The following is a 16128-nucleotide window of genomic DNA, read 5'->3' as shown; positions in this document are numbered from 1 at the left end:
TTGATATTTCCGGACTTGAGTATACCACGCAGCTCTCCGCCGATTAGATCTTGGGCTGATACTGCATGCTGGACACATTGTAAACGGTAACAAAAGCCTTGGGGTCTTCCCGGTTGATAAAGTTCATCAGCTTCTGATATTCGCTCTTGTCCACGATGGTAATGATCTCGTTGTGCTTTTCCAGATTGTATGCACCGATGGCCTCGTACATGGTCGCACCGCTGTGCAGGTCATGGAGGATGAACTGACGCAGCGCCTCCTCTTTTTCGGTGATGATGCAGACGCGGCGTTTGATGCTGTTATCAAAGATGAAATGGTCCAGCACGATGCCGTTGAAGTAAGTACCGAGGATACTCAGCACCACGGTCTTTTTATCGTAGACCAGGGCCGCGGAAAGCGCCACACACATTCCCGACAGAGACATGGCTTTTCCCAATTCCATGTGCAGGTACTTGTTCATGATCTTTGCCACGATATCCAGCCCGCCGGAGGATGCATTGCGATTGAACAAAATACTCAGCCCGATGCTGACCACCAGAATATAGCACAGCACGTCCAGCTCCTGACTGCCGGTCATCGAGCCGAACTCCGGGAACAGCTTTTCAAACAGCCCCAGAAACACCGGCAGCAGCACACTGGTGTATACGGTCTTTGCGCCAAATTCTCTGCCGCAGGTAAAGAACCCGATGATGAGAAGCACGACGTTCAGGATCATCGTAATGACCGACAAGGGCAGCGGCACAAAATTGGACAGCACGATGCCAAGGCCGGAAATGCTGCTGACGGATGTATGGCTCGGCACCAGAAAAAAGAAAACGCCCGCCGCAATGATCGCCACCGCCCCGGTCAGGACTGCCGTCTCCCTCAGGACTGCGCCGGTCTTTCCTTTTACATCACTCATCTTTGTCCCCCTAAAATCAAATTTGTTTCACCGAATTTCTCATCTTTGTCGATGCGGACAAGGAGCTTACCGCCAAAGCGTTTGTATTCCATAGTGAAGTACCTCCATAAATTCCGAGTTGCTGTTCTCAGTATACCATGTTTTTCCCTTGCGGAAAAGATAGCGAAACAAAAATGCCCCCGGAGAGCTTGTTGCGGCTCTCCGGGGGCATCTTATGTGCGTGTGTGACTTGGCGCACACGACCGGCGTTTTACTCGATTTCAATCAGATTCGGGTTCTCAGGCAAAGCCTTCGTCTGCTGAGGAGCAGGCAGCTCAACATGCAGGACGCCATCCTCGAACTTTGCATGGATGTCTTCCTTCTTCACATCGCCCACGTAGAAACTGCGTGCACAGGTGCCGGAGAAGGTCTCGCGCCGCAGATAGCGACCCTTCTGATCCTTTTCGTCATTGCTGTGGCTGCGCACTGCCTGAATGGTCAGGTAGCCGTCGTTCAGATCCATCTGAACGTCTTCCTTCTTGCAGCCCGGCAGATCAACCGCTACTTCGTAGCCGTTGTCCGTCTGTTTGACATCGGTCTTCATCATGTTTGCACCGCGCTTACCAAAGGTATCACGCGCCTCACGGTTCATCATACGTTCCAGTGCAGCGTCATTCCAGAACGGATCGAAGAAATCATCGAACAGGTTTTCATGGAAAACAGTCGGCATAAGCATAAATCATTCCTCCAATCCCGGCGTTCGGGTCGGGGCAAAAAATCTGAAGCGTCCATTCAGAAGGGCTTTCCGGGGAGCCTAGCGGCTCTCCTTTTGCCCTTCCTCCTGAGCACGCCACTGTTATAGCACCGTTCATTAGCAGTGTCAATAGATGAGTGCTAAAATTCATAAAAGAATAATACTTTCATAAAATCTCATGCAATCTTTTCAAAATTCAGTCGCATCATCGTATTTTTATCATTTCTGTCGGTACATCGGCGTAGACAGATATTTCATGCCGTTGTCCGGGACGATGACCACGATGTTCTTTCCCTGATTCTCCGGTCTGCGGCCCACCTGCACCGCTGCGTGCAAAGCCGCTGCTGCCGATGTGCCCAGAAACAGTCCTTCCGCCCGCAGCACCTCATGGGCCGTTTCGTAGGCTTCCTCGGTGCGGACATTGATGCACGCATCGCTCCAGTCTGGCCGCAGATAGTCGGAAAGTGCACTTTCCGGCACATCATACGCCGGCAAAACGCCATCTATGATCTGCGCATCCGGGTGCTCCGGGGTCAGGCGGGAGTCCGGATGGGGCTGCACCAGAACCACTTGCAGATTCGGGTTGCGGCTGCGCAGATAACTTGCTGTGCCAAAACCCGTGCCGCCGGTGCCCGCCATGCAGACCAGAATATCCACATGGCCTTCTGTATCATTCATTTCAACTCTTTGATTTCCGGGATGGTATATCTTTTTTACTCCATTCTCTGGATCACCGCACCCAGCCATCGGCACAGGGTATCGCCTGCCTGATTTGCGATCTCCAGCACGCGGGCGTGGCTATGTTTGACCGTCTGGATGCCGGTGGCCATGTTAGTGATGCAGCTGACGGCCAGTACCTTCATGCCCATGTAGTTGCAGACCATGGTTTCCGGCACGGTGCTCATGCCCACGGCATCGGCTCCCATCCCCGCAAAGGCGCGAATTTCAGCCGCCGTTTCATAGCAAGGGCCCATAAAGCCCATGTAAACGCCCTCCTTGTAGGCAATGCCCAGTTCATCGGCGGTCTGCTTGGCAAGGTTCCGCAGTTCCAGACTGTAAGGTTCGGTCATGTCCGGGAAGCGGGGGCCGAAGCGCTCATCGTTGGGGCCAATGAGGGGGTTCGTGCCCATCATGTTGATGAAGTCGGTAATGAGCATCAGGGTGCCCGGCGCAAACTCCCGGTTGATGCCGCCGCAGGCGTTGGTCAACACCACCTTTTCCACGTCCAACAGCTTGAACACATAGAACGGGTAGCAGACTTCATTCATGGAGTAGCCCTCATAGAAATGGAAGCGGCCTTCCATGGCGTAGACTTCCGTGTCCCCCAGCTTGCTAGCCAACAATGCGCCTTTGTGTCCTGCCACCGTGGATACCGGGAAGTTGGGGATATCCTTGTAGGACAGTTCTTCCGTGTCCGTAAAGTCCGCGGTCAGCTTGCCAAGGCCGGAGCCCAGCACCACCGCGATCTTCGGGCGCTTTTTCGTGTGCGTCTTGATATATTCCGCACTTTCCAGTGCCTTTTCATAAAGATGTTCCATACCGTTCTCTCCTTTTCCCAAAAAATTCGATATACTCTCTGGGTTCAGTATATCGGATTTTTCAGGCCGATGCAAGACGCCCTCCATCGAGTCTTATTAAAAACCAAGGAGCAGATACTTCACATCACGAGTGTGTTGTATCTGCTCCTTGGTTCTCCGAATGTCTTATCTCTGGCCGATGTTCCACCGAAACAGCTCATATCCTTCCCGGATATCCTCCGGCAGACGTTTCAAAGTCTCGTCCCGCAGTTCCTGCGGCATCCCGTAAAAAGCTTCGGCAATGCCGCCTGTGATGCAGGCAAGGGTGTCGCTGTCGCCGCCCAGAGAAACTGCATTGCGAAGTGCATCCTCAAAACTGACGCTTTCCAGAAAAGCAATGATTGCTTCCGGCACAGTTTCCTGACAGGTCTCCACATGATGATAGGTCGGGCGTATCTCATCGCAGGTGCGGTTCAGGTCATAGCCGAAGGTCTGCTCCACATATTGTTTGATTGCCGGCTTGCTGTGGCCGGTATGAGCCAGAAAAATTGCTGCCGCCGTGGCCTGTGCGCCCTTGATGCCCTCCGGGTGGTTGTGGGTGACTTCAGCGGTCACTTTTGCCATTTCCAATGTTTTGTCCAGCGTATCGAACAGCCAGCCCGCTGCTGACACCCGCATAGCCGAGCCGTTGCCGAAACTACCATAGGGCTTCGGATTTTCTGCGTGCAGCCACCGGCGGAACATCCCGCCGTAACCGGCATGAGGGTATGTTTCTCCCCAAATGCGCATCTCGCTCTTTGTTTCTTCAAATGTTCTCTCCGGGATGCCCTTACCTGCAATCAATCCCCGTGCCACCGCAGCGGTCATGACGGTATCATCGGTGAAGTGCGATTTCTCGCTCAGCAGCGGAAAATCCTTGTGCTTGTAATTGTTGTGGTCAAATTCATTAGGATAAACAGGATAACTATATCAGCAGGAGCCTCCGGGCTCCTGCTTTCTTTCTGTTCTGCCGCCGTTTCGTGCATAATGCCGCAAAAAGCGTCATTCTCGAAAACTTTTTGCCACAAATTGCCAGATTTTACTTGACATTGTCCCTTTTAGGGTCTATAATAAGGGTGTAAGAACGAACGTGACCCGAAAAGGGTAGGAGGAAGATTATGAAAACTCTCGAATCCATGAAGCAGTTCATCCGCGAAAACAATTTTACCGCTCTGGTCAATGAGCTCGTCACCGGTGCCGACATGGACGTTGCAGACGCTGTCGAGTACGTCTACGACATGAAGACCCTCAGCAAGGCTCAGTTCGCAAGCAAGTATTTCGGTTGATGGTCGATAGGGGGTAACGATATGTTCAAAAAGTTGGTCAAGGCAATCGCCGCAATCCAGAACGAAAACGACCGCGACGAGTGCTACTGGCAGATTGACCGTGCATTCGAGGAAGAGCGCATCTCCTTTGAGGACCACGAGCTCCTCTACGGTCTGGCTGGTATGGTTGAGGTCGCTTAATTTTTTGCTTTCGTGTGTCCCTTTTAGGGACGTCAAGCAAGCAGTAAGACCCGTTTCGGGTAGGAGGTTTTTATGGAGCTCTACAAGTACACCGGCAGCGTTGCCGCCCTGACCGTTCGTTTCGGCAAGGCCGAGACCATCACCCTCTACGACAGCTACGACGACAGCGTCGCTCCGGTTCGTCTTGATGTGCGCGGTGCTCTGGCCGAGTACATCAAGGAAATCGAGAGCACGGACAGCGAGGAGCGGTACATGAATCTCGACTGGTACTACGACTTCAATATGCTGCTCCGGCGCATTGAGGTTCCGGGCGTCCCGTCCGGAAAGGCGCTGAAGACCGTCGTCCCTGCCAAAGTTCTGACGCAGACCCGCAGCAACCCCGACGAGCTCGTCTGCTTCGGTTGCCCCGACTTCATCAACACGAGCAAGCCGGTCTCGATGGGTCAAGATGATTACCAGAACTTCCTCATGTGGAAGCGTGAGAACAGAGATTAAGGAGGTGCGCGTTATGACGCAGGTAAGGTATTTCGGGTTCGTCAAGGCCGAGGAGCCTTGGACGGGTAACCAGTTCAAGATGTACGCCGGAAAGAACGGCTCCACGTTTGGGAGCAAGGTTCCGGCCGGTTCTGTTGTGGAGTGCGGTTACAAGAGCATCAGCTCCGCCGACAGCGCAGCGAGGGAACTGAAATCCCGCTGCGAGAAGATGGGCCGCAGGGTTTTCTGCTGGGGTTACGAGAGCGTCGCAGAGGTGCAGTAAAGGAGGGTTCGTCTCATGCTTATTTTCAAAGAGGACAGCCGTACCGGTGTCTCGTGTGGGCTGAACGATTTCGGGGAACTTTTCATCGGCAACTCCCGCTCCGGCTACAATCTGCCTGACACCCCGGAGAACCGAGAGAAGATTCTGAAAGATTTCGACTGCTGGTGGACCGGCTGGACGAAGCCCATCTTGTGATGGCCACAGCAAGGTCTGAAAGGAGTATTTTATGACAAACGAAAGTAATTTCCCTGCCGTGTTCTTTGAGGATTTTCTCGCCGCTCTCCGCAAGGTGCAGGACGAGAACCGCATCCACGGGAATGTGGAGGTCTTTGAGCTCCGGCCGTCTCCTGACGGTGCTGTTCATCTTGGCGTGAGCTGGCCCTCCATTGGGACGGTTCCGCCGGAGGAGGCGAAGAAGTTCGCCGAGGAGGTCACCCGGGCGGCCGCCGCTGCCGCTGCCTTTCCGTACAACGGCTATGTGTATACGTTTGAATAGGAGGTTCTTCTGATGACCGTTCTTGAGCGTTTGAAAGCTGCCGGGTATGACCCGGCCGTGTCCCTGTTCCCTGACAGTATCGGGAATGCCGGTTCCATGGAGTGTGAGCGCATCCAGATTCGCACGTTCTTCTGCCGCCCTCGCGAAAACGAGGCCGCCATCGGGGTGACTGCAACCGCGATGACCCACTTTTCCGACGGCTCGACCCGTCCGTATCCGGACGGCTGGCCGCGTAGCCTTGAGGCCAGCGTCACGCTCTACTTCGCTGGCGACGCAGAATTTCATTATTTCGGCAACGTCGCCACCGACCTTGTCGGCTCCGATGCCGAGTTCCGATACAGGCTCTTGAGCCGCTGTATTCAGGACTGCAAGTATTTCCTCGGCTGCGGCTCGCGTTTCAGCAAGTACCTCTGGGGCTGCTGCGTTGAGAATCATATTCAGGCCATGCGCATCCTGTGGGACAGCTTTTCCGACGACGAGAAGCCGGAGTGGACCTCTCTCGAGGAGATTGAGCGGTTCAGCAAAAAGATGCTCGAGGAGGAGATTTACTGATGGCTGCCCAGAATTTCAAGTTGTTCCTTGGCTGTCTCGGAAACGGCGTAACAGTCTGCAACTCCGCCGTGATGGAGGACGGCGATTTTAAGATGGTCGCTCACATCTCCAACGAGGGAAAAATCACTTGGTACGTCGGCGAGGATTACCCGCCTGCGGATGCTCTCGCAAGCATCCGGGCCTGCGCGGAGCAGGAGCGGGCAAAGTACGAGACATGGCTCAACGGCCTGTCTCCGGCCGCGCGCCGGGAGTATCAGCTCGAGCGGCTGCCGCTCCCTGAGTTTCTCGAGGAGCTCCGCAAGGCAAAGGAAGAAAGGGAGGGAGCCTAATGGTCCGCGATATCCACGATTATGACAGCCTCAAGGAGGCATACGATATCCTGCTCATGTTCGAGCGGTTTCCCGGTCCGGTGCGTAGTGAGCGCGTCGAGGAGTTCGTCACTCAGCTCAAGCGCGACATCCGAGAATATGTCAATCGGGTTTCCGATTGCCACATCATCCGCGACGAGTTCGATTCTTTCGTCGAGCTCGTTAAGCTGCCAGAGAAGCTCTCTCCCCTCTCAAAAGAGAGCGTTCTCGAATGGTTCTATATGCACCGGGCCTACCGCGACGACCGTTATGACGGCATGGGGTGCTCCGGTCAGTTCTTTACCACCCGCGTCAGGCTCTTTCGCCGTCGCGGTTGCTGGTACGCCTATCATTTTGTTTCGGTCGATATGTAAGGAGGTTCGCATGGAAATAAATATCACATACAAAAGCCCGGAGCACGAGGCCGCGTTCCTGTCTGAGCTTCAGCGGATTCCTCACATCGTAAATCCCGAATCCGGGCGCATCAATCCGTATTGGGGCGCGTCCCTGTATCTGCTCTCCGCGCTCACGCGCTGGCCGGAGCTCCGCATTGCCGTCATTGGTGAGGACTACATGATGTTTACGGCTGCAGAAGAGGCGTTCAATTTAAGCCAGAATGAGCGCATCGTCGTCGAGCTGGCTGCCAATTTCTATAATGCCGGTCTATGGGAGATGCCCGGTTTCGAGATGGTCTACGCCACCTGCGACACTGCTTTCACGCTCATTCTTGAGGCGTTCCGCCTGCGTCGTGCAAATCTCTTTTACAAAGACGGGGAGGTGTCCGCAGAATGGGAAGAAAGAAAATGAGCCTCCGGCGCGCTGTCGCCGTCCTGAGCTTCATTGGCACGGACGACTTCGGCCGCGAGGTGTTCGTCGATGAGCTGGGCACAATCTGGAAGTACACAGAGCCCGGTCCAATGCCGAGGGAGCGTCACGACAAACTCTATACTGCATCCAGTAATGGCCGGGACGGTGAGCCGGACCTGCCGATGTCCGATGCGTTCGACTACAAGATTATCAACTAGGAGGCGGAACACAATGTCTGCTGTCTATCGGACGTTGTACGAAAAATATGAGCAGAACGACGTTTTACACGTCGGGATTCAGGAGGTTGTCGAGGCCGAAAAGGAGATTGACACGTTCCTCAAGTCTCTCGAACGCAACCAGCGCGACCAGCTCGACACGCTGCTTGGGCGTCTGTCCCGCGCCTACGAGATGCAGGGTTTTCTTTTCGGTGGTCTTGCATCCGGCGCAAAGTGGAACGGAAAGACGGCTCCCGAACCGGGCGACGGATACGGCCGGAGTGTCCGGGCCTATCACGGCTCAACGCTTGCTCCGGTCTGCCAGATTGACCGCAAGACAAATCAGGTCATACATGAGTATCCGAGTATCGCTGCTGCCTCCCGTGCTACCGGTCTGGATGACAGCGCAATCGGAAAGGTATGCAAGGGAAAGTTACCCCATGCGGGCGGTTTTCTCTTTCGGTACATCGAGCAGTAAATCTTTCACAGGTACGCAAAAATATTTCAAGAAATTGCCATTTCGCTCTTGCTTTCCACGCGCTTGTGTGGTATAATATAGTCAGTTGAGGGGGCCGCTCCTCAATGAGTAAGGTGGCAAGGCCAGAAAGGAAACGACATGGACGACGAAATGAATACCGCCGAGGTGCTTCGAGACGAGGCAAAGGAGAACCGGACCCGTGAAATTCTTGAGCTTATGCGTAACAGCAAAACGCTCGAGGAGGCCGTGGAAAAAGTAAAAGCCCTGCTCAACAAGTAAGCAGGGCTCTCCGATGAAGAACAAAGGCCGATGACGGCGGCCAGAGTTCTGAAACGCCGGGGGAGTGAGAAACAGCTTGCAGATGCCTCACTTCTCCGGCATTTCTATTATAGCAGATTCAAGGGGGATTTCAAGATGTCAGCTTTAACGCCTGTTGCCGCCCGTATCACCGGGCTGCGCGAGGCTCGCGGGTTGACCCGCACCCAGCTGTCGCGGCTCTCTGGCGTTCCGCTGCGGACGCTCGAGGAATGGGAGGCTGGTCGCCGGGTCCCGCGCGATGTTTACCAGATTCACGCCGTCGCTGCTGCGCTCGGCATGAGCATTGAGGATTATCTCGGGCTATAAAGAATTAGGAGGTCCGGCGGTATGCCGGGCCTCCCTTTTTGTTATTCTGGCATAAAGCCGTAACCGGCCTCAAATGCCGCTACTTCTCGGAGGTAGGCAACGCGGCCTGCTGCGCGGTCGATGGCGTCGCGCAATTCGCGGTTTTCCACCAGCTTGAGCAGCGCGGTGAGCGTGTCCTCTGCCTGCATGATTTCGCGGGTGTCCTGCGGGTTGACCTGCTCCATGTAGAGCTCATAAATAGACTGTTCCATGCTTGCCTCCTATGCCCGCCAGTGGTCGAGCCGCTGCCGCGCATACAGGATTTGCGCGCGCCGTTCTTCCCGCTGCGGGTGTTTCGGAGCAGCCATTGTGACGGGAGGGCTGTTCGTGGTCCCCGTGCAGCCCTCTCCATCACCTCCCTGTGGGCCGTCTCCCGCAGGCTGATTTCAACTTGCTGGCAGTTTGCCGGTAGCTTTTCGGAGTGCTTTCTCCTGCGTTGAGCCGTAGAACGCCACGAGCACGGCTCCGGGGCCTCGATTTCGGACTTTTGTGGTCTAGCCGTAAAGTTTGCCGTCCGACCATTGCGACGCTTTGTGGGTCTCCGCAGGAGGTTTTCGTCACTTGCCGGGTCATTTCAGTCTGCCAACACCTGTCCCACCGTCGGAACAGCAGTACTGTCGCTCACTTTCCGATACGTTTCAGTTTCATCCCGGCTCTTATCGTATAGCTCGATTTCTCCCTGCTCGTTCATTGACACGGTCTGAATCACCTGCTTGTATTGGTTCGTTACCACCAGACCTTTTTCCTCGTCTAATCCGAAGTAGAGCGTAAAAATGTGTGTAACGGTCTTTTCCTTTCTCCAATCTTTTGAGGTCTCGAAAAGCACGGTATTCACCGTGTTCTCGTTCACCACAAGCCGCTCGTACTTTTCGTGGCCTACTCTTTCCCACTCGCCTTGATAGTCAGCCGACAGTGCAATTATTTCCTCGCTGTTCTCTGGCTCTTTTATGTTGCCAACAAGCTCTCGTAGAGCATTTAGGCTGACGCCAATTTTTACAACGGGCTCCGCTCCGCTGTCGTCAGAGTATATACCGGTCACTCCGTCATCACTGCTCCACGCCAGCATATTTTCTTTGGCTCCGGTGCTGCTCTCGCTATATTCTGTGACAACGTACTGCGTTGCGTTTAGGCCAAGCTCCTGCGCCTTGTCAAAGAACGCCTGCGCCGTTTGTTCCGCTACGTCTGGCATATAGTAGCCTCCGGCTGCTACTACTCGAATAGTCATCGAATACTCGCCCTTGTTCTCGAAGGCTTCAATGCTTGACACCTCCATCGTGGTCTTTTCATCGAGTGCTGCTTTCGCTGCATCCTCTAGGACCTGCGTGTCCTCCTGCCTTGCAGAGTAGCTTTTCTCGTTAGAGGTTGTCCCGCCCGTCGAGCTGCTGCCCGCTGTCGTTTGGCCGCATCCGGTGAGCGTCATGCAAATTGCGATAGAGAGCGCGGCCAGTTTGATGCCGAGGCCGGTTTTCTCGATTGTTGCCCCCCCCGAACAGTTGTTCGTGGGTGAGGGACGCAGTTGTGTTACCCATAACTGTTGTCCTCCTGTCCTGTGTTGGTGGTCGTGCTTTTATGATAGCACCTAACAGGGACAATGGCAACGGCTTTCGCGCCAGCGATTGCAAAATCGCTGAGTATAATATATTCTCTACTCTTCTTTACTTTACTCTACTCTACTTTGTCGATTGTTTCGCCGGAAATACCCGGAAATGCTGCTTTCAGTGCATATCCGCGCGGATATGCGTTCAAAACGGTATTTCCGCTCCGGTTATATTGTTTTTCGTGGTATTTTGGGACAACTGCGTGTGTTGTCTCGCATGACCCTTTTATCAACTTTTTCCACCCAGTTTTCCACTTTTCGGGTCGTTCTGGTATTTCCGCGCCGTTTTTCTGCGGTTATCCACGGAAATGATAGAAAATGTATCAAAAAGTGCATTTCTGTCCCGAAAATGTCTTTTTACGAGAATAACCGCGCCGGAAATGCTGTTTTAAGTGCGTTTCCGGGGAAGATATTGCAAAAAACAGCAATAAAAAAAGAGCCTCCCGGCCCTCTTGTGCGAGGAATACCGGGAGGCTCGTGCTGTTATGTGGTAGCTGCTGGGGCGTCCTTAGTGAATCTGGTTCTTGACGTTCTCGTAGGTCTTATCGCCCTCGATAGCGGCCTGCGTAAAGGAGTTGTTGTACCACCAGTTAATCAGGGCCGTAACGGTGGTGATGCCCGTGGTGACGAGCTGTTCCACCGTGCTGCTCTCGATGGGCAGCGGAGACTTGCCGAACGCGCTCAAAATCTGGTTTGCCAGAGCCAGCAGCAGAGCAGCGGTACGGGCGATGGTGGCGGCGGAAACTTTGTTATTGTACTTCATAATAGCGTTCTCCTCTCATTCGACAATGGATTTGATTCCGCAGCGGGAAACGACTTCCCGCTGTGCGTGTTTGACCTTAGAGGCGTAGTCCAAGGCTGCGTGCATATCACCATTGCAGTGCGCGTCAGGGATGCGCTGAACTGCCTTTGCGGTGGCCTCGCCGAGGGCGATGGCGGCGAGAGAAGTTTCATAGATGCAGATTTGCAGCTCCTCTCTGCTCTTTTCGCGCTGGGCTTCAATGTTCTCGCGCTTCTTGGCTTCTTCGGTCCGCTTTCTCTCGTGCTGCTCGATTTTGCGCTCAATCAGCCAGACAGCAAATCCAAAGATTCCAGACGGCACTCCAACGGTGACGAGAATTTGCCATGTTTCCACTGATATCACCTCCTCCCTCACAGATATTTGTCTGCGCCTGACAGGGCAGTCCAGCTCTTGGGGCCGCAAATGCCATCAGGGACGAGGCCGTGCTTACGCTGGGCCGTCATCAGTGCCTTTGTGGTAGCCGGGCCAAAACTGCCGTCGTGCGGGATGCCGAGGAGCCGCTGCAGCATAACCGTAGCTGCGCGGTTAGCGGCTCCCTCGCAACCCTGCTCGATGGTCGGCAGGACAAACTTGTTGTAGGTGGTGCTGGGATACACGCCGGGCTGGACGCAAAGCCATGTAGCCTTGCCTCCGCGCGTGTCGGTGTGGACAATGGCGGCCTTGTCGTGCCAGTAGATGCCGACCGCGCCAAAGCCCTGCGCGGCCGCGATGATGCCGAGGGCGACGGGGTTGACGCTCCGGTCCTTCGTGCGCCAGTCGGCCGCAATGCCGTAGAGGTGGCGGCTCGTCCGGCTGCCGCCGACTTTCGGGTCTGCGTTGTGCTTCACGCACCGGTAGCCTGACGTAACCTTGATGGCCTTGCCGAGCTTGGTGCGGATGGTCTGCATCTTCTGGACGAGCTCCGGGTCAATCATCTGCGCCGTGCATCCGCACGGGCAGGCGAACTCGTACCGCTCGAAATCCGTGGTAATTTTCGTGTGGTCGTTCGGCTTAAAGGTAATTACGCTCATTCTCACCGTCTCCTTTATCAGTCTGTTTGAGTACGGAAAATTCTGCGTGTACCACCGCGCGGGCTGCGCCGTAGCCCTCCGGCTCCCCGCAGTTCGTTTCGAGGGAGTATTCCTCCCACCGGTCGAGCAGCTTAACGGTGGCCGTCAAAAGCTGTTCGAGCCTCTCCTCGCGGTTCATTGGCGGCTCCTTTCAGCGGCTCTCGCCGCGCCGGAACAGTGTGTAGTGCGGATGCTCCTCCCCAAACAGCCAGTATCGCAGCCAGTCATCGAGGACAACGGCCGCGATAGACACGAAAATCCACAAAATGCTGAACGGGAGGCAAATCTGCCCTTTGTAGTTGAACGGCATACCGGAGTAGTCCCAAACGCCGAGGCCGAGCCAGACGTTGAGAATCATACCGGTAACGAGCTCCGCTCCTGTCACGATGGCCGAGCCGAGGACGCCCTGCCAAATGAGCGGGGTATCCCACTCAAGAAGGCCCTCATTCAGCTCACCGAGAATCAGGAAAAGGAATCCGCCGAGGACGAACATCGTCCAATGGCTATGTCCTCTGAAAAGCACCTCGAGTCCGAAGTATACAAGCCCTCCGAACACAAAGAGGATGGCAGTTTTACATACAGAGTTCCTTGCCATTTCGGTCCTCCTTAGGCGGAGAGCTTGTTGATGATGGCCGTAATCTGCGCCTGCGCCGCGCTGAGAATGTCCCCGACTTCCTTTTCGAGGTCCTCGGGAAGGGCGCATCCGTAATAGATGGAGCCGATAACATTCGGGTCGGTCTCGCGCTTCGCCCACTGGCGCAGCGCATTGCAGTAGGTCGTCTGTTTGGTGACGAAGCTCTTGTATTCGCTGTACAGAGTAATAATGTCTGCCGCGCTGTACATAACGCACTTGCCGCCATCCGGGTGGTAAGGGTATTCGGACGCGCCCAACGTAATGGCCGCAAACATCGAGTCGATGTTCGTCTGGTCGTTGGGCATCAGCGAAAAGTGCTGCGTACCGTCGGACAACTCCACGTCAATGCCAGCATAAATAAAGTTCTGGCAGGTTTCAGAAGCGTCGTCCGCCACCTTCTGTGCCAGAGTGGGAAGGTCGTTTTTCTTCCATTCAATAGCCATACTGTCCTCCTTACTGGAAAGCGCCGGAGACGGCTTCGATGTAGCCGCCCTCGCCGGATTCGCCGCGCTCCACGCTGACGCGGAAGTTAAACGCCGCGCCGCTGGTGTCGGTCTTATTCTCAAAGACGATGTTCACGCCTTTTTTTACCTCGGTCGTGGCATCCTGCCAGACCGGGGAGCTGTCGAGTGCGTTGTTGGTCACTTCGGCTTTGAACTTCGCATCATCGGGGATGGAGCCGGTCACCTGAAGCACGGCAACGGTAATGTCGCCCTCAACGGCCAACGGTTCAGCCAGCGTCACGCTTGCGGCGTGGACGGCCTTGGTAAAGGTCGCGGACGTGCTGACGGTTTCCTTGCCGTCGCTCACCTCAACGGTGATGGTGTGGTTGCCGTTCAGGATTTTCTGGAATCCGGCAGCGCTGGCCGTCTGCTCAAAGGTCAGGGCCGTGCCGCTGGCAACGCCGGTGCGGGTCTTGGCGCTCTTGCCGTCCAGCTTTTCGGTGACGGTCAAGGTGTCGCCGTCGGCATCCCTGACGGTGTACTTCCACGCAAAGGACGCGTTCTTCCGCCCCAGAGCTGCGCCGTCCGTGCTGACGGTAGGTGCAGTGTTGACACTGACCGTGCCATCGTCAGAGACCACGAGTGTAGAGGGAAGAATGAAAGCGGGGCGAACACCATAGGAGCTGTTGTACCAGATGTCGTAGTCGGAGCCATCGGTGTTGACGTTCCAGACGTAGTTGCTACTGCTGGTGTACGGAGAGCGCAGCCACCAAATGGCAGCGCTGCTGCCGTTGTAGGCAACGCGCTTGCTTGCGCTGTCGAAGTAAGACAGCTTTGCACCCTCGGTGTTCATGTAGCTTACGCCGCTGAAACCGACTTCCGTGCCAGACAGCAGGAACACCTTGCAGCTCAGTCCGTTAGAACCGCTCATCACATTGTTGTTCGAGTAATTGGTGTACGGAATTTTGACCTGTTTGATGGCATTGCGAATATCGGCATCGATCAGGCTGATGAACGTACCATTCAGGTACGCGGTCATGTCGGAGTTCAGGTAGTCGTTGTTGGAACCGTCCCACTTCATCGTGGTATAGATGTCCTTCATTACCACCCAAACGCCGTTGCAGCTTGCATCATAGGCGCTGCTGGGCAAGCCCTGCTGCACAACAATAAAATCTTTGGACGCGCCGTTGACTTTGATTTTGACAATGCTGCCAACGGCTTTCGTGCCCAGTTTTACGTTTGCCATTGTTACCTCCTTGTTTTCGTTCAGGCCCACGGCATGATCTCCGCGGGCCGCGTGTTCTGCGATACAGAGAGGGACAGGGCTTTGTGCTGCTTCTTGTAGATGCAGCGGCATTGCCTCGCCCGCCGTCTGTCACGCGCGAGTTTGTTCGAGTTGATTTTTCGATGGATAGGGATTTTACAGTCAAGCAATTTTTCGAGCCGGTCAGCGTACTTGCGGCGCAAAGAGTAAGTATCACCATGGGCGGCATGGGCATCCCACGCATCAAAGCTCCGCAGGATTTCCTGCTTGGTCACTTCGCCTGCGGGGTATGCCGTCTCCCAATATCTGATCTTGTTCTTCATCCGCTTGGAGCTATCCCGGCGCAGCTTTTGGATGACCGCGCCGGTGTCGGTCAGGTAGCTATGGAATCCCAGAAAATCAATACCGTTCCGCAGCGGGAAAATGGCGGTTTTCTGGTTCAGCTCAAGGCCGTAACTGTCCATGAGCGCCCGAACATCCCGGAGAATGCACTGCAATTTCTTCTTGTCCGAACAGATGATATAGAAATCATCCATGTATCGGCCATAGTATTTGATGCGGTACTTTTCTTTGATGATGTGGTCGAACTCGTCCAAAAACATGAGGGCGAAAAGCTGGCTCGTCTGGTAGCCCAGCGGCAAGCCGTCCTCCATCACGTCGATGTAGATGCAAAGCAGCTCATAGACACGCGGGTCAACGCCGCGCTTGTCCAGCACGGCTTTGAGCTTGCGTTTTAGCTTCCGGTGGTCGATGCTGGCGAAGAAATGCCGCACGTCGCCTTTCAGCACCCAGCCGTCCGCGCCGTGGCCCTCACGGCGGTAATAGTCCACCATGTGGGTTTTCAGGCGCATCAGGCCGTCGTCTGTGCCTTTTCCGGTCTGGCTGGCGTGGCTGTCCCGGATAAAGCTCTTTGTCAGGGCATCATACAGGATGTTATCGACCAGAGCGTGCAGCACCACCTTGTCCACAAATGCGGGGGCGTGTACCATGCGGCGCTTCGGCTCGTAGACGGCAAAGACCTCAAACTTACTTGGCACATAGCGTATCTGCTGCCGAATGCTCCCGTCTGGCTGCCGCACATTGCAGACAGCCAGCTTACGGGAGAGCTTTTCCGTGCAGGCCAGCGCCTGCGCCTCGTACTCGATTGTTTTGCTTTTACTGCGCTTTCCCTTCCGGGCTTCAAGGTAGGCTTTGTAAAGTACCTCAAAGCTGCACAGTTCTTCGTATGTCAAAATGACCCTCCGCTGGTTCGCGTTACGGTAGTGGGCTGTATCCGGCAGGGATGGCCCATCTCAGCGGGATGTATTTATCACTTGCCTGCATCGGCAAGCGACAGGATGCGGTTTCCTTTGATGGGCGCACTGCTTT

Annotated in this window: 28 protein-coding genes and 1 pseudogene; 14 read left to right on the top strand and 15 right to left on the bottom strand. The window is 55.0% G+C overall.

Features of this window, described 5'->3' with window-relative positions:
• Positions 1 to 43 precede the first annotated feature (43 nt).
• The 5 genes and pseudogenes from MTP42_RS05550 to MTP42_RS05530 form a co-directional block, all read right to left on the bottom strand.
• A complete protein-coding gene (locus MTP42_RS05550) occupies positions 44 to 901 on the bottom strand; it encodes a YitT family protein (protein WP_156057600.1) in 858 nt (285 codons plus the stop codon).
• 250 nt (positions 902 to 1151) lie between these two features.
• Positions 1152 to 1616, bottom strand: coding sequence for an Hsp20/alpha crystallin family protein (locus MTP42_RS05545; RefSeq protein ID WP_005933975.1), 465 nt, complete (start codon positions 1614 to 1616; stop codon positions 1152 to 1154).
• A gap of 237 nt (positions 1617 to 1853) precedes the next feature.
• Positions 1854 to 2312 carry a pyridoxal-phosphate dependent enzyme gene (locus MTP42_RS05540; protein ID WP_015563803.1) on the bottom strand — a complete coding sequence of 153 codons (459 nt, stop codon included), beginning with the start codon at positions 2310 to 2312 and terminating at the stop codon, positions 1854 to 1856.
• A 35-nt stretch (positions 2313 to 2347) separates the two neighbouring features.
• The gene (locus MTP42_RS05535; RefSeq protein ID WP_249258140.1) at positions 2348 to 3172 is read right to left on the bottom strand and encodes a purine-nucleoside phosphorylase; all 825 of its coding nucleotides are present in this window, start codon (positions 3170 to 3172) and stop codon (positions 2348 to 2350) included.
• A 165-nt stretch (positions 3173 to 3337) separates the two neighbouring features.
• Positions 3338 to 4099 (bottom strand): annotated as a pseudogene (locus tag MTP42_RS05530) (ADP-ribosylglycohydrolase family protein); the annotation flags it as partial.
• A 209-nt stretch (positions 4100 to 4308) separates the two neighbouring features.
• Between MTP42_RS05530 and MTP42_RS05525 the strand changes: the two are divergent.
• The 14 genes from MTP42_RS05525 to MTP42_RS05460 all read left to right on the top strand — a co-directional run bounded on the left by MTP42_RS05525 (position 4309) and on the right by MTP42_RS05460 (position 8932).
• On the top strand, positions 4309 to 4476 hold the full coding sequence (locus MTP42_RS05525) for a hypothetical protein (protein WP_154251261.1): 168 nt from the start codon (positions 4309 to 4311) through the stop codon (positions 4474 to 4476).
• A gap of 21 nt (positions 4477 to 4497) precedes the next feature.
• Positions 4498 to 4656 (top strand): hypothetical protein, encoded by a 159-nt coding sequence (locus MTP42_RS05520; RefSeq protein WP_154251260.1) that lies wholly within the window; start codon positions 4498 to 4500, stop codon positions 4654 to 4656.
• 72 nt (positions 4657 to 4728) lie between these two features.
• Positions 4729 to 5151 (top strand): hypothetical protein, encoded by a 423-nt coding sequence (locus MTP42_RS05515; RefSeq protein WP_249258138.1) that lies wholly within the window; start codon positions 4729 to 4731, stop codon positions 5149 to 5151.
• Between the two features lie 13 nt (positions 5152 to 5164).
• Positions 5165 to 5413: a hypothetical protein gene (locus MTP42_RS05510; RefSeq protein WP_249258137.1), complete on the top strand. Its 249-nt coding sequence runs from the start codon at positions 5165 to 5167 to the stop codon at positions 5411 to 5413.
• Positions 5414 to 5428: 15 nt separating this feature from the next.
• Entirely contained in the window at positions 5429 to 5608 is a 180-nt protein-coding gene (locus MTP42_RS05505; RefSeq protein ID WP_249233300.1) for a hypothetical protein, read from the top strand.
• Positions 5609 to 5639: 31 nt separating this feature from the next.
• Positions 5640 to 5909: a hypothetical protein gene (locus MTP42_RS05500; protein WP_249258136.1), complete on the top strand. Its 270-nt coding sequence runs from the start codon at positions 5640 to 5642 to the stop codon at positions 5907 to 5909.
• A 12-nt stretch (positions 5910 to 5921) separates the two neighbouring features.
• Entirely contained in the window at positions 5922 to 6461 is a 540-nt protein-coding gene (locus tag MTP42_RS05495; protein WP_249258135.1) for an LPD11 domain-containing protein, read from the top strand.
• On the top strand, positions 6461 to 6790 hold the full coding sequence (locus tag MTP42_RS05490; RefSeq protein ID WP_249258134.1) for a hypothetical protein: 330 nt from the start codon (positions 6461 to 6463) through the stop codon (positions 6788 to 6790). The genes MTP42_RS05495 and MTP42_RS05490 overlap by 1 nt, the downstream gene beginning before the upstream one ends.
• The gene (locus MTP42_RS05485) at positions 6790 to 7182 is read left to right on the top strand and encodes a hypothetical protein (protein WP_249258133.1); all 393 of its coding nucleotides are present in this window, start codon (positions 6790 to 6792) and stop codon (positions 7180 to 7182) included. The genes MTP42_RS05490 and MTP42_RS05485 overlap by 1 nt, the downstream gene beginning before the upstream one ends.
• Before the next feature lie 10 nt (positions 7183 to 7192).
• Positions 7193 to 7615, top strand: coding sequence for a hypothetical protein (locus MTP42_RS05480; RefSeq protein WP_249235677.1), 423 nt, complete (start codon positions 7193 to 7195; stop codon positions 7613 to 7615).
• Entirely contained in the window at positions 7597 to 7833 is a 237-nt protein-coding gene (locus MTP42_RS05475; protein ID WP_249258132.1) for a hypothetical protein, read from the top strand. Before MTP42_RS05480 ends, MTP42_RS05475 begins: the two co-directional genes overlap by 19 nt.
• A 13-nt stretch (positions 7834 to 7846) precedes the next feature.
• Positions 7847 to 8308: a hypothetical protein gene (locus MTP42_RS05470; RefSeq protein ID WP_249258131.1), complete on the top strand. Its 462-nt coding sequence runs from the start codon at positions 7847 to 7849 to the stop codon at positions 8306 to 8308.
• A 138-nt stretch (positions 8309 to 8446) separates the two neighbouring features.
• The gene (locus MTP42_RS05465) at positions 8447 to 8587 is read left to right on the top strand and encodes a protein phosphatase (protein ID WP_129872799.1); all 141 of its coding nucleotides are present in this window, start codon (positions 8447 to 8449) and stop codon (positions 8585 to 8587) included.
• A 135-nt stretch (positions 8588 to 8722) separates the two neighbouring features.
• A complete protein-coding gene (locus MTP42_RS05460) occupies positions 8723 to 8932 on the top strand; it encodes a helix-turn-helix transcriptional regulator (protein WP_249258130.1) in 210 nt (69 codons plus the stop codon).
• A gap of 41 nt (positions 8933 to 8973) precedes the next feature.
• Here MTP42_RS05460 and MTP42_RS05455 read toward each other — a convergent pair whose 3' ends face one another.
• The 10 genes from MTP42_RS05455 to MTP42_RS05410 form a co-directional block, all read right to left on the bottom strand.
• On the bottom strand, positions 8974 to 9183 hold the full coding sequence (locus MTP42_RS05455; protein WP_156070560.1) for a hypothetical protein: 210 nt from the start codon (positions 9181 to 9183) through the stop codon (positions 8974 to 8976).
• Positions 9184 to 9545: 362 nt separating this feature from the next.
• The gene (locus MTP42_RS05450; RefSeq protein WP_249258129.1) at positions 9546 to 10391 is read right to left on the bottom strand and encodes a hypothetical protein; all 846 of its coding nucleotides are present in this window, start codon (positions 10389 to 10391) and stop codon (positions 9546 to 9548) included.
• 685 nt (positions 10392 to 11076) lie between these two features.
• Positions 11077 to 11331 carry a phage holin gene (locus MTP42_RS05445; RefSeq protein WP_117504969.1) on the bottom strand — a complete coding sequence of 85 codons (255 nt, stop codon included), beginning with the start codon at positions 11329 to 11331 and terminating at the stop codon, positions 11077 to 11079.
• A 15-nt stretch (positions 11332 to 11346) separates the two neighbouring features.
• The gene (locus tag MTP42_RS05440) at positions 11347 to 11703 is read right to left on the bottom strand and encodes a serine/threonine protein kinase (RefSeq protein ID WP_243114925.1); all 357 of its coding nucleotides are present in this window, start codon (positions 11701 to 11703) and stop codon (positions 11347 to 11349) included.
• 17 nt (positions 11704 to 11720) lie between these two features.
• On the bottom strand, positions 11721 to 12380 hold the full coding sequence (locus tag MTP42_RS05435) for a D-Ala-D-Ala carboxypeptidase family metallohydrolase (RefSeq protein ID WP_129872795.1): 660 nt from the start codon (positions 12378 to 12380) through the stop codon (positions 11721 to 11723).
• Complete coding sequence (locus MTP42_RS05430) at positions 12361 to 12558, bottom strand: hypothetical protein (RefSeq protein ID WP_129872794.1); 198 nt, start codon at positions 12556 to 12558, stop codon at positions 12361 to 12363. The genes MTP42_RS05435 and MTP42_RS05430 overlap by 20 nt, the downstream gene beginning before the upstream one ends.
• A 12-nt stretch (positions 12559 to 12570) precedes the next feature.
• Positions 12571 to 13014 carry a putative ABC transporter permease gene (locus tag MTP42_RS05425; protein WP_129872793.1) on the bottom strand — a complete coding sequence of 148 codons (444 nt, stop codon included), beginning with the start codon at positions 13012 to 13014 and terminating at the stop codon, positions 12571 to 12573.
• Between the two features lie 11 nt (positions 13015 to 13025).
• Positions 13026 to 13496, bottom strand: coding sequence for a hypothetical protein (locus tag MTP42_RS05420; protein ID WP_129872792.1), 471 nt, complete (start codon positions 13494 to 13496; stop codon positions 13026 to 13028).
• Between the two features lie 10 nt (positions 13497 to 13506).
• Complete coding sequence (locus MTP42_RS05415; protein ID WP_249258128.1) at positions 13507 to 14742, bottom strand: DUF6273 domain-containing protein; 1236 nt, start codon at positions 14740 to 14742, stop codon at positions 13507 to 13509.
• Between the two features lie 20 nt (positions 14743 to 14762).
• Entirely contained in the window at positions 14763 to 15992 is a 1230-nt protein-coding gene (locus MTP42_RS05410) for a reverse transcriptase/maturase family protein (protein WP_005940879.1), read from the bottom strand.
• Between the last annotated feature and the right edge of the window lie 136 nt (positions 15993 to 16128).

The sequence above is a fragment of the Faecalibacterium sp. I2-3-92 genome (assembly GCF_023347315.1).
Taxonomy (GTDB): domain Bacteria; phylum Bacillota; class Clostridia; order Oscillospirales; family Ruminococcaceae; genus Faecalibacterium; species Faecalibacterium duncaniae.
This window is presented reverse-complemented; position numbering and strand designations above follow the sequence as displayed.

What these genes read in the sequence shown, in the direction of transcription:
- MTP42_RS05550 (WP_156057600.1), bottom strand. Translation starts at nt 901, where the DNA reads ATGAGTGATGTAAAAGGAAAGACCGGCGCAGTCCTGAGGGAGACGGCA.
- MTP42_RS05545 (WP_005933975.1), bottom strand. Translation starts at nt 1,616, where the DNA reads ATGCTTATGCCGACTGTTTTCCATGAAAACCTGTTCGATGATTTCTTC.
- MTP42_RS05540 (WP_015563803.1), bottom strand. Translation starts at nt 2,312, where the DNA reads ATGAATGATACAGAAGGCCATGTGGATATTCTGGTCTGCATGGCGGGC.
- MTP42_RS05535 (WP_249258140.1), bottom strand. Translation starts at nt 3,172, where the DNA reads ATGGAACATCTTTATGAAAAGGCACTGGAAAGTGCGGAATATATCAAG.
- MTP42_RS05525 (WP_154251261.1), top strand. Translation starts at nt 4,309, where the DNA reads ATGAAAACTCTCGAATCCATGAAGCAGTTCATCCGCGAAAACAATTTT.
- MTP42_RS05520 (WP_154251260.1), top strand. Translation starts at nt 4,498, where the DNA reads ATGTTCAAAAAGTTGGTCAAGGCAATCGCCGCAATCCAGAACGAAAAC.
- MTP42_RS05515 (WP_249258138.1), top strand. Translation starts at nt 4,729, where the DNA reads ATGGAGCTCTACAAGTACACCGGCAGCGTTGCCGCCCTGACCGTTCGT.
- MTP42_RS05510 (WP_249258137.1), top strand. Translation starts at nt 5,165, where the DNA reads ATGACGCAGGTAAGGTATTTCGGGTTCGTCAAGGCCGAGGAGCCTTGG.
- MTP42_RS05505 (WP_249233300.1), top strand. Translation starts at nt 5,429, where the DNA reads ATGCTTATTTTCAAAGAGGACAGCCGTACCGGTGTCTCGTGTGGGCTG.
- MTP42_RS05500 (WP_249258136.1), top strand. Translation starts at nt 5,640, where the DNA reads ATGACAAACGAAAGTAATTTCCCTGCCGTGTTCTTTGAGGATTTTCTC.
- MTP42_RS05495 (WP_249258135.1), top strand. Translation starts at nt 5,922, where the DNA reads ATGACCGTTCTTGAGCGTTTGAAAGCTGCCGGGTATGACCCGGCCGTG.
- MTP42_RS05490 (WP_249258134.1), top strand. Translation starts at nt 6,461, where the DNA reads ATGGCTGCCCAGAATTTCAAGTTGTTCCTTGGCTGTCTCGGAAACGGC.
- MTP42_RS05485 (WP_249258133.1), top strand. Translation starts at nt 6,790, where the DNA reads ATGGTCCGCGATATCCACGATTATGACAGCCTCAAGGAGGCATACGAT.
- MTP42_RS05480 (WP_249235677.1), top strand. Translation starts at nt 7,193, where the DNA reads ATGGAAATAAATATCACATACAAAAGCCCGGAGCACGAGGCCGCGTTC.
- MTP42_RS05475 (WP_249258132.1), top strand. Translation starts at nt 7,597, where the DNA reads ATGGGAAGAAAGAAAATGAGCCTCCGGCGCGCTGTCGCCGTCCTGAGC.
- MTP42_RS05470 (WP_249258131.1), top strand. Translation starts at nt 7,847, where the DNA reads ATGTCTGCTGTCTATCGGACGTTGTACGAAAAATATGAGCAGAACGAC.
- MTP42_RS05465 (WP_129872799.1), top strand. Translation starts at nt 8,447, where the DNA reads ATGGACGACGAAATGAATACCGCCGAGGTGCTTCGAGACGAGGCAAAG.
- MTP42_RS05460 (WP_249258130.1), top strand. Translation starts at nt 8,723, where the DNA reads ATGTCAGCTTTAACGCCTGTTGCCGCCCGTATCACCGGGCTGCGCGAG.
- MTP42_RS05455 (WP_156070560.1), bottom strand. Translation starts at nt 9,183, where the DNA reads ATGGAACAGTCTATTTATGAGCTCTACATGGAGCAGGTCAACCCGCAG.
- MTP42_RS05450 (WP_249258129.1), bottom strand. Translation starts at nt 10,391, where the DNA reads ATGACGCTCACCGGATGCGGCCAAACGACAGCGGGCAGCAGCTCGACG.
- MTP42_RS05445 (WP_117504969.1), bottom strand. Translation starts at nt 11,331, where the DNA reads ATGAAGTACAATAACAAAGTTTCCGCCGCCACCATCGCCCGTACCGCT.
- MTP42_RS05435 (WP_129872795.1), bottom strand. Translation starts at nt 12,380, where the DNA reads ATGAGCGTAATTACCTTTAAGCCGAACGACCACACGAAAATTACCACG.
- MTP42_RS05430 (WP_129872794.1), bottom strand. Translation starts at nt 12,558, where the DNA reads ATGAACCGCGAGGAGAGGCTCGAACAGCTTTTGACGGCCACCGTTAAG.
- MTP42_RS05425 (WP_129872793.1), bottom strand. Translation starts at nt 13,014, where the DNA reads ATGGCAAGGAACTCTGTATGTAAAACTGCCATCCTCTTTGTGTTCGGA.
- MTP42_RS05420 (WP_129872792.1), bottom strand. Translation starts at nt 13,496, where the DNA reads ATGGCTATTGAATGGAAGAAAAACGACCTTCCCACTCTGGCACAGAAG.
- MTP42_RS05415 (WP_249258128.1), bottom strand. Translation starts at nt 14,742, where the DNA reads ATGGCAAACGTAAAACTGGGCACGAAAGCCGTTGGCAGCATTGTCAAA.